The 10337-nt window shown below is 52.8% G+C and carries 8 protein-coding genes; 4 read left to right on the forward strand and 4 right to left on the reverse strand.

Annotated features, from left to right (window positions below; genetic code table 11):
- Positions 1–71: 71 nt before the first annotated feature.
- Together trkA and B9Y55_RS05670 are read left to right on the forward strand one after the other, a co-directional pair.
- On the forward strand, positions 72–1439 hold the full coding sequence (gene trkA / locus B9Y55_RS05665; protein WP_085544397.1) for a Trk system potassium transporter TrkA: 1368 nt from the start codon (positions 72–74) through the stop codon (positions 1437–1439).
- Positions 1436–2887 (forward strand): TrkH family potassium uptake protein, encoded by a 1452-nt coding sequence (locus B9Y55_RS05670; RefSeq protein ID WP_085544398.1) that lies wholly within the window; start codon positions 1436–1438, stop codon positions 2885–2887. Before trkA ends, B9Y55_RS05670 begins: the two co-directional genes overlap by 4 nt.
- 60 nt (positions 2888–2947) lie before the next feature.
- Here B9Y55_RS05670 and B9Y55_RS05675 read toward each other — a convergent pair whose 3' ends face one another.
- Positions 2948–3328, reverse strand: coding sequence for a tetratricopeptide repeat protein (locus B9Y55_RS05675; RefSeq protein WP_085544399.1), 381 nt, complete (start codon positions 3326–3328; stop codon positions 2948–2950).
- A gap of 483 nt (positions 3329–3811) precedes the next feature.
- On the opposite strand from B9Y55_RS05675, the gene B9Y55_RS05680 reads away from it, so the two are divergent.
- Complete coding sequence (locus B9Y55_RS05680; protein ID WP_085544400.1) at positions 3812–7294, forward strand: PAS domain-containing hybrid sensor histidine kinase/response regulator; 3483 nt, start codon at positions 3812–3814, stop codon at positions 7292–7294.
- A gap of 739 nt (positions 7295–8033) precedes the next feature.
- On the opposite strand, the gene B9Y55_RS13215 is transcribed toward B9Y55_RS05680, so the two are convergent.
- Positions 8034–8195 (reverse strand): hypothetical protein, encoded by a 162-nt coding sequence (locus B9Y55_RS13215; RefSeq protein ID WP_159448253.1) that lies wholly within the window; start codon positions 8193–8195, stop codon positions 8034–8036.
- 36 nt (positions 8196–8231) lie between these two features.
- On the opposite strand from B9Y55_RS13215, the gene B9Y55_RS05685 reads away from it, so the two are divergent.
- Entirely contained in the window at positions 8232–8795 is a 564-nt protein-coding gene (locus B9Y55_RS05685; protein ID WP_234986147.1) for a nitroreductase family protein, read from the forward strand.
- Between the two features lie 17 nt (positions 8796–8812).
- Here B9Y55_RS05685 and B9Y55_RS05690 read toward each other — a convergent pair whose 3' ends face one another.
- Together B9Y55_RS05690 and B9Y55_RS05695 are read right to left on the reverse strand one after the other, a co-directional pair.
- On the reverse strand, positions 8813–9430 hold the full coding sequence (locus B9Y55_RS05690; protein WP_143340827.1) for an IMPACT family protein: 618 nt from the start codon (positions 9428–9430) through the stop codon (positions 8813–8815).
- On the reverse strand, positions 9427–9909 hold the full coding sequence (locus B9Y55_RS05695; protein WP_085544402.1) for an HIT family protein: 483 nt from the start codon (positions 9907–9909) through the stop codon (positions 9427–9429). Before B9Y55_RS05695 ends, B9Y55_RS05690 begins: the two co-directional genes overlap by 4 nt.
- Positions 9910–10337: the final 428 nt, after the last annotated feature.

A 10337-nucleotide genomic window follows, 5' to 3' on the forward strand; every position in this document is an offset into this window, starting at 1 on the left:
GCAGGTTTGCTTTTTTCCGCGATCTAATATAGAGTGCTCCTGGTCACTAAAATAGTCTTTTGGAGGGCGTTATGAAGGTCGTCATAGTTGGAGCGGGCAACGTAGGTTACACCATAGCCCGAAGTCTCTCTCTTGAGGGGCAGGATATTGTCGTAGTGGAGAAAAATCAGGAGGTCGCCGCAAAGCTGGAGGACGAGCTTGACGTGGCGGTGGTGGTCGGAAACGGTGCCCGTCCTCCTGTATTGGAGAGAGCTGGAATATCCGAAGGCTGCGACGTGGACTTTCTGATCGCCTGTACCGATCACGACGAGGTCAACATAATGGCCTGTTGGGTCGCTAAAAAATGCGGAGTTAAAAGGGCCATATCGAGGGCTAGAGGAATGGAATACACCGATACACCTCAGTGGGCTTCCTTTTTGGGAATAGACGTGATGAACTCCCCAGAGAGATCTGTTGCCAGGGATATAGAGGACCTCCTCGAGGTCAACGCCGCGGTCCACGCTACCGAGCTTTTCGACGGTAGAGCAGGATCCTACGCTTTCAGGGTTGAGACGACCTCCCCTATATTGGGCAAAAGCCTGATTCAGGTGGGAAAGGAAAATCCCGATCTCTCTTCGGTAATGGTCTACGTCGAAAGGGGGGGCAAGGGCATTGTCCCCTCAGGGGAGTGGGTAGCTCAGGAGGGAGATCTGTGTTTTCTTGTCTCCTTCAGGGATATGGTCTTCAAGATACAGGAGCTATTTCACCCTGGCAAGGATAGAGCCCTTAGGCGGGTCATGATAGTGGGAGGGGGCAAGTTGGGGGTCCATCTCGCCCAAAGACTGATAAAAAGCTACCGTTCCATAGAGGTAAAAATTATAGATCGAAACAGGGAGAAATGCATCCGATTGGCGGAGGAGCTACCTAAGGTAACCGTACTGTGGGGAGACGGCACCGACGAAAAACTTCTAAAACACGAGGGCATTCAGGACGTAGATGGCTTCGTAGCCACTACCGATAACGATGAACTAAACATGATTTTGGCCATCTTAGCGGACAGAATGAACGCCAGAAAGACGGTGGCGGTGGTCAGAAAGGAGCTTTACTCCAGACTTGCGGAGGATCTTCCAATCGACTCTGTGGTAAACCCCAACGACTCCCTGGCCTCGGTTATCCTCAGACACGTCAGGTATCCCGAGAGCGCAGGGACACTTTCCATGATAGACCGCATAGGGGCGGAGATGCTGGAGGTGACCGTACCCAAAGACAGTCCGGTGGGGGGAAAAGAGCTTAAAGACATCGACCTTCCTAAGGGTATTATCTTCGCCATGGTCAAAAGAGGGGATTCTATAATAGTTCCCGATGGATATCTTGTTATAACCGAGGGAGATATTATCTCTGTCTTTGCCACAGGAGACCTGCTCCCTAAGGCCATCAAAATACTGGGGGTTTCCCAGTGAGGCTAAGGCTGGTCCTGAGGGTTTTAGGGCTTCTGGTTGGCATAGTTTCCCTGTCAATGATATGGCCTCTATACTGGAGCCTATCCGACGGCACCGCCGATTGGGGGGCTTTCGTGGTCTCCATTCTGGCGGGGCTGTCCATAGGCGCGGCGATGTTCGCCTTAGGTAAAGGAGAGGACTACCAGGAGCTAGGTATAAGGGAGGCCTTTGCGGTGGTCAGCCTTTCCTGGGTGGTGGCCTCGGCGGTAGGGGCTCTGCCATTTTACCTCTCACAATCGGTTCCGACCTATACGGACGGTTTTTTCGAGGCTATGTCGGGCTTTTCAACCACCGGTGCGTCTATACTGACGGACATAGAATCCAATCCTAGAGGAATTCTCTTCTGGCGAAGCCTCACCCACTGGCTTGGAGGAATGGGCATAATAGTCCTCAGCCTGGCTATCCTGCCCTTTATAGGGGTCGGTGGTATGCAGCTTTTCAAGGCGGAGGTGCCAGGGCCGACACCGGAAAAACTCACCCCTAGGGTTCAGCAGACCGCGGTCCTCCTGTGGGCGGTATACGTCCTCCTCTCCGCTTTGGAGGTCGGGGCTTTGGCCCTCGGTGGCATGAATATGTTTGAATCACTTACCCATACCTTCGGCACTATGGCCACAGGGGGATTTTCCCCTCTGAACGGAAGCATCGGCCAGTACGACAGCGCCTATTTTGACTGGGTTATCACACTTTTTATGTTTCTCGCAGGGGCTAATTTTGCCCTCCATTACATGGTTCTTCGGGGGAAATGGGGAAGCTGGTGGAACGACGAGGAGTTCCGTTTTTACCTGAAGGTCGTCCTTTTCTCCACCTTTTCCGTCGCCCTTTCGCTCTATCTTTCAGGTCAGGTCTCCACATTTGAGAGATCTCTTAGGGACGGAGCTTTCCAGGTGGTCAGTATTTTGACCACCACCGGCTACGCCACCGCAGACTTCGATCGATGGCCTTTCTACGGAAAGATGGTCCTCTTTTTGTTGATGTTTTTAGGGGGCTGTGCGGGTTCTACCGGAGGAGGCATAAAGAACGTAAGGATAATGGTTTTGATAAAAAGGGTCGGTATGGAGATATCCCATCTCCTTCATCCCCAGCAGATAATCAGACTTCGTTTAAACGGTAGGGTGCTTAAAGAGGATGTCCTGGCGTCGGTGACCGCCTTCTTCATCATATACGTCCTTCTTTTTGCCGGTTTTTCCCTAGCAATGGCGGCCACAGGGCTCGATCTTATAGAGGCGTTCTCCAGCGTCGCAGCCACCTTGGGAAACATAGGCCCTGGGTTTGGACAGATAGGGCCTACGGGAAACTACTCCGCTATCTCTATCACAGGAAAATGGATTCTCTCCCTGTGTATGCTTCTCGGTCGCCTCGAGATATTCACCGTAGTCATGCTGTTTGTTCCTGGAACCTGGCGACAGTAACAAAACGGTCTTCGTCCACCTTAGGTGAACGAAGACCGTTTTGTTTCACGTGAAACAATTCTACAGGCTGTTGAAGCTCAGGTCGGAGACCGATCTAGCTGTCCCTACGCAGCCGTTTACCCTGGCCCTCTCGAGCCACATCGACGCGGTTCTCTCGTCTCCCATTCTGGAGTACAGAGAGGCCAGGCTCAGTTGGGCGGAGGGATTGCCCTGTTTCGCCGAAAGGGTGAGCCACTTAAGGGCCTCAGATTCGTCCCTTCCTACAAGGTATCCTGCGCTATAGGCCTCCCCTAATACCCTCTGAGCGTCGGAGTTGCCCGACTGGGCCAGCTCCTGTACCGACGTGAACTCTCTTGAATCGGCGACATCCACCAATCCCTGGGCTCCGTAACATACGCCGATAATCACAGCAAGAAGAGCAGCTATTTTAGAAAATCTCATATCCTACGCCTCTTTTCAATTTTTTTAGTTGATCTTGATCTGACCCCATTATAGCCGGTGTTTTCGTGGAGGCAACCCCACTTGTGAAAAGAGTGACAAGTAAAAAAAAACGGTCTCTAACTACATTATGGGGACCTCTAAAAACTCACTTTCCAGTCCCCTCGGAGAGACCGTTCCGCCTGCGCCCTGTTTCGCCCAATCGTATACTCGACCTGCCTGTTTCGTACGAACCGCCTCGGAGGGCACGTCCTGTCGCCCCATTCGACTACACGACGGCATGTCGAGTATACGGGCTCAAATGGGCTCCGTCGGAACGATCTCTCCGAGGGGCAGAGTTTTTAGAGGTGCCCATTATCTAAGATCTATAAAGATCAGCGGCTATATACACTATAATATAACCCTAGACACGGTTTTTTTCCTCTTCATGATATACTGACCTAAAGACGGGAGTTGTTGCCGCCGAGGCCGTTGGAGGTGTACGTTATGGTCAGTAAGCTGGAGAAGCTTATCAAAGAAAGTCCCCTTTTGGGCTTCGCCCATCACAGGATATTAGTCGATGGTGACGGCAAGCCCTTCGATTATGTTTTTCTGGAGGTGAACTCCACCTTTGAGCGTCTGACGGGCCTGAAAAGGGACGATATCCTGAACAAAACGGTCAGACAGTGTCTGCCTGGATTTGAGCGTTCCGATTTCGACTGGATCGCCGCCTACGGAGAGGTCGCACTGACAGGCAAGGAGAGGGAGTTCGAGAGTTATTCTGAGCTTTTAGAAAAATGGTTTAGAGTCTACGCCCACTCCACCGAAAAGTTCTTCTTCACCACCCTTTTTCTCGATATAACCGACCACAAGAGGCAGACCGAGGAACTGGAGGGTTTTTTCTCCGTCAACTTAGATCTCCTCTGTATCGCCGACGTAGAGGGAAACTTCGTTAAGACCAACCACGCATGGTCGGAGATTCTGGGCTACTCCCCTGAGGAGCTGGACGGCAGGAAGTTTCTGGAATTCGTTCATCCCGATGACCTTGAGCCCACTCTTAAGGCCATGGAAAGCCTGTCCCAGGGGGATAAAGTATTGAACTTCGTCAATCGCTATAGATGTCGAGATGGATCCTACCGCTTTATAGAATGGAGGTCTCACCCCAAGGGCAGGCTTATCTACGCCGCAGCAAGGGATATCACAGACAGAAAAAAGTCGGAGGAAAGGCTTACCGAGTACAGGGAAAGGCTATCCAAGGCCCAGATATTCGCCAGGGCTGGAACCTGGGAGTTCGACGTAAACACCTCAAGGCTGTTCTGGTCTCCCGAATGTGAGGCCCTTTTCGGAGTCCAGGAGGGCACCTTTGAGGGGACCTTCGAGGGGTTTATGAGACGGATCCACCCCGATGACAAAGATATGGTCCTAAAGACCACAGAGCCTATGGTGACATTAAAAAAGGGATTTTCGCTGGATTACAGCCACAGGATTATCACCGATAGAGGAGAGGTCCGCTGGGTCAAAGAGTTCGCCGGTGTGGTCCGAGACGAAGGAGGAAAAACGGAAAAAGTCGTCGGATTCGTCATGGATATAACCGAGCAAAAACAGGCGGAAAAGAGCCTTTCTGAGAGCAAAAAACAGCTCGATATGTTCTTCTCCCAGTCTCTGAGCGGCTTTTTCTTCATGATGCTCGACGAGCCTATAGTATGGAACGATCAAAGCGACAAGGATAGGTTGTTGGACTACGTTATGGGCCATCAGAGGATTGTAAAGGTAAACCAGGCAATGCTAGATCAGTACGGCGCAAAAGAGGAGGACTTTATAGGTCTTACCCCTAACGAGCTCTTTTCCCACGATGTAGATTACGGACGGACACTGTGGCGTGGGCTGTTCGATAAGGGACGATGGCACGTCGAGACCAGGGAAAAGCGAATGGACGGCACCGATGTGCTGTTCGACGGAGATTATATCTGTACCTACGACGACGAGGGCCGTATCACCGGCCACTTTGGGGTCCAGACCGACGTCACAGAAAGGAAGGCCGGAGAGGAAGCCCTTGCCAGGGCCCTTGAGGAACGGAGAATTCTCCTCGATAACGTTCAAATTCAGCTTTGGTATCTCATAGACGACCATACCTACGGAGCGGTTAACAAGGCCCATGGGGATTTTCTCGGCGTAGACCCCGAGGACCTGGCCTTCAAGGATATGTACGATATTTTTCCGCCGGAGGTCGTGGAGGAGTGCCGAAAGTCAAATATAGAGGTCTTTATCAGCGGCAGGCCTATGCAGACCGAGGAATGGGTGCCCGACTCGTCGGGAGAGCCGAGGCTTTTGTCCATACTGAAGACCCCGAAGCTGTCTCCCGAAGGGAATGTCGAGTACGTCGTCTCCTCAGCCTACGACATAACCGACCAAAAACAGGCGGAGGAGGCCCTGAGGATCGCAAAAACGAAGGCCGAGGCCGCCAGCGTGGCTAAAAGCGAGTTCCTCGCCAACATGAGCCACGAGATACGCACCCCTATGAACAGCGTACTTGGCATGACCGAACTACTGCTGGATACCCCTTTAGAGGACGAGCAGCGTCGATTTATACAGATCCTCCGGTCCAGCGCCAATTCACTGTTAGAGCTCATAAACGATATTTTGGACTTCTCCAAGGTGGAGGCGGGCAAGTTAGAGCTCAAGATGGTTGACTTCAACCTCCCTACCTTGCTGGATCACTTCGGGGCGCTGATGGAATCCACTGCCAAGGCCAAAGGACTTGCCTTCAACCTCTCCCTGTCGTCGGAGGTTCCGCCCTTCCTGAGAGGCGACCCATGGCGTCTCAGACAGATACTGTCCAACCTCACAGGCAACGCCATCAAGTTTACATCTAGAGGATCGGTGGAGATAAAGGTCGACCTATACTGTCAAAACGACACCGACGTTATGGTCCGTTTCTCCGTCATGGATACGGGGGTCGGGATTCCCGAGGATAAAATGGACCTGCTTTTCGACAAGTTCTCCCAGCTGGACAGCACAAGCACCAGACAGCACGGAGGAACGGGCCTGGGGCTGGCCATCAGCAAACAGCTGGCGGAGCTGATGGGCGGTGGTGTAGGGGTCGAGAGCCAGGAAGGTGTTGGCTCTAACTTCTGGTTCGTGGTTATCCTGGAGAGACAGCCTGAGGGATCCTTCAAGGACGAGGTGGTCCTGTCGGAGCCGTCGTCCACCCCTAGGTTCGAGAGGAGAAACACTAGGTTGCTTGTGGTCGAGGATCACCACGTCAACCGTATAGTCGTCATGGAGATGATCAAAAAACTGGGGATATCCGCCGATGTGGCCGCCGACGGCGAGGAGGCCGTGGCGGCGGTGATGAAGGGAGACTACGATCTGGTCCTAATGGACTGTCAGATGCCCGTGATGGACGGCTACGAGGCAACCAGGAGGATAAGGGCTATCGGCGGAGAAAAGGGCAAAGTACCTATCGTCGCGGTGACGGCCAACGCCATGAGCGACGACAGAGATCGATCAGTGGAGGCGGGAATGGACGACTACATAACAAAGCCCATATCGAGACGATCGCTTCAGGAGATCCTGGAGAGATGGTTGCCTATCGGTGATTCTGAGATGGAGTCTGTATCGTCAGGAGAGTCTAAAGCAGGAGGGATACAGGTGGATAATAGCAACTGGGATAAGTCCTTTCTGATGGACCTTTTGGACGGAGACGTAGGTGTGGTCGACGAGGTTATCAGGGGTTTTTTGTCCGAGACGCCTAAAAAGATATCCTCCCTATCGGAAGGATTGGCCTCAGAGGACCGGCGATCGGTGGGTCTTTACTCCCACACCATCAAAGGATCCTCCAACACCGTAGGTGCTACCGATCTCGCTTCCATAGCTTTTTCCGTGGAAAGATCTGCAGAGGACGGAAATCTAGAGGATCTGTTGGTCCTGAAGGATCAGCTGATCCAGGAGTTTGAGCGTCTGAAGGTCGCTATGGAAGGGGTAATATAGGGAACCTCTAATAAACTCACCCTTGAGTCCCCCCTCGGAGAGACCATCCCGCCTACGCCCTGGCCCGGGCTCTGGGCTACGTCGGAACGATCTCTCCGAGGGTTAGAGTTTTTAGAGGTTTCCCACACGCCCACGAGAATAGGGGATGGGACCTGTTTCTACAGGTTCCATCCCCTATTGTTTCACGTGAAACAATCCTCTGGGCTTGGCTGGCCCAAACATCGGAGTTTTTAGGGGACCTCTAAAAACTCACACTTGAGTCCCCTCGGCGAGACCGTCCCGCCTGCGCTCTGGCCCAATCGTATACTCGACCTGCCTGTTCCGTACGAACCGACTCAGAGGGCACGTCCTGTGCCCCCTCGGCTTGGAGCGACGTCCTGTCGCCCCATTCTACTACACGACGGCAGGTCGAGTATACGGGCTCGAATGGGCTACGTCGGAACGATCTCTCCGAGGAATAGCGTTTTTAGAGATGCCCTTTAGATCTTTTTCAATATAAAGATCAATAAAGGTCAGTGCTTTAAACCTCTTTTGTGATCTCTAAAAAACTAACCTTTGAGTCCCCTCGGAGAGACCCTTCCGCCAGCGCCCTGTCTCGCCCGGGCATATACTCGACCTGCCTGTTCCGTACGAACCGCCTCGGAGGGCACGTCCTGCGCTCCCTCGGCTTGGTGCGACGGCCTGTCGAGTATAGGGGCTCTGGGCTCCGTCGGAACGATCTCTCCGATGATCGGGTTTTTTAGAGATCCCCTTTTGTTTGAGCTCTCCTGTCCAGTTCGTCCTTTATATTTTTTAACAGCTCCACGGAGAGGGGGTCTGTTTTGCCCGCTATCTCCTCAATCAGGTAGATCAAGTCCGACGAGCTGAAAGACGACAGGGGCCGTGGGTTTTCTTGTATCATCAGTGTCAACTCCAATAGAAAGGGTGTGCTTTTGCTATGAACAAATTGTCCGAATCGATGCCAGATGCCCTTAGGGCTATTCTGGCGAGAAGAAGCGTCAGACGGTTTCACAGGGATAGACCGGTGGAGGGCTGGAAGAGGGATTGTATCCTCGCCGCCGCTACCTCCGCCCCCAGTGCCAAGGGTATCAGGCCCTTTCGCTTTCTTGTACTGGAGGACAGGTCTATATTGGACTCTCTGGCCGACGCTCTCTCTCAGGGAATAATCTTCAAAGAAGCCCCTTTGGCTATAGCGGTATGTGCCGATCTCTCCTCCTATCCTGAAGGAAGTCTGGGGTGGCTGGAGGACTGTTCCGCCGCACTGGAAAACACGCTGATAGCCGCTACCTCGCTGGACCTCTCGTCGGTGTGGTTTGGCGTCTACCGCCGTTCCCCTAAGGAGGAACATGTCAGGGAGGTATTGAAGGTTCCCCCTCACGTGGAGGTCCAGGGCATAGCGGTTATCGGTTACGGAGCGGAAGAGCAACCGCCGAGGGAGGGAATAGACCTCCCTTTGATAGGGGTTGGGACCTGGGATATGGCTTTTGATATGGGTAAGTAGGGCTTGATCTATACTGACTAATCTTTTGTCCAGTTGGTCAAGATAGACCTCTGTCTCAGGTCTTCCAGGAGAGTCTCCATCTCTTGGCCCTGAGACAGAGGAACCTTCATGGTCACCGATACCGCCTGATCAAAGGACGGGTTCAGCCAGCTGTCCTCTATTCCCAGGGACTTAACGTGGTGGAGACAGTCCCTGTAACGGTCGTAGGTGCAGGAAAATTCAAAGGGGATCGTTACCATTCGTTCTTCCCTTTGGCAGAGGGCCAAGGCCTCCCCGGCGGATATGGAATAGGCGTCTATAAGCCCTCTGACCCCTAGTTTTACGCCACCGAAGTATCTGGTAACCACCAGTGCGAGGTCGAAAAGGTCCGCCTTTAGTATGGCCCCGAGGATCGGACGGCCTGCGGAGCCCGAGGGCTCTCCATCGTCGGAGGAGTGGTCCACCGTATCGGGGTATCCTACCCTGTAAGCCCAGCAATTGTGTCTTGCGTCTGAATATTTTTTTGAAATTGCCTCGATAGAGCTTTTTGCCTCCTCCACCGTGGAGGCTGGGACTACGGTGGCTATGAACTGAGACCTTCGTTCTTTCAGGGCGAAGGTCTCAGTTGTTGTTATAGTCCAGTACGTGTCGGTCATCGAGGCCATGAGTCTGCAAACACCCTGTAAGTCTCCTCAAGGGATTGAGGTATAACCCTGACGTCTCCCATGACTGGCATGAAGTTAGTGTCGCCGTTCCATCGGGGAACAATATGAAGATGGACGTGGTCCTCCACCCCTGCCCCTGCGACTTTACCTAGGTTTATACCTAAATTAAATCCCTCTGGGTTGATTGTCCTTTTCATCACCTCGATCGCTATTGAAGACAGATTGTGTATCTCGTTAACCTCTTCTGTCGTCAGGGAACAGTAGTCCGATGTGTGTCTGTAGGGCACCACCATTAAATGTCCTGAATTGTATGGGTATCTGTTTAGTATGACAAACGAGCGTTCTCCTCGATGTAGTATCAGGTTTTCCTCGTCTCTGTCCTGTTCAGGAAAGGCACAGAAGATACACCCCGACGGTTTGTCGGTGGACTGGATATAGGATATTCTCCACGGTGCAAATATGTCTTTCATCGATAAGTTCCACCTCTCTGTGTGGTTTATTTCCCGGAAAATACTTTAGGGTATCTCTAGAAACTCACCTTCGAGTCCACTCGGAGAGACCGTCCCGCCTACGCCCTGTTTCGCCCAATCGTATACTCGACCTGCCTGTTCCGTACGAACCGCCTCGGAGGGCACGTCCTGTGCCCCCCTCGGCTTGGGGCGACGTCCTGTCGCCCCATTCGTACTACACAACGGCATGTCGAGTATAGGGGCTCTGGGCTCCGTCGGAACGATCTCTCCGAGGATTAGAGTTTCTAGAGGTGCCTTTTAGGGAAACCTCTTGCCCCTTTTTTTCAGTATGTCCCTTATGGCCCATGTGCCGTGAAACCCTCCGATTAAAGTTCCCAGCATAGCTCCTGCGGAGGTTCCCCAACTAGGGCCGCCTTTAAGGGTTAGCT

This window comes from Dethiosulfovibrio salsuginis (assembly GCF_900177735.1).
In the GTDB taxonomy this organism is placed as follows: domain Bacteria; phylum Synergistota; class Synergistia; order Synergistales; family Dethiosulfovibrionaceae; genus Dethiosulfovibrio; species Dethiosulfovibrio salsuginis.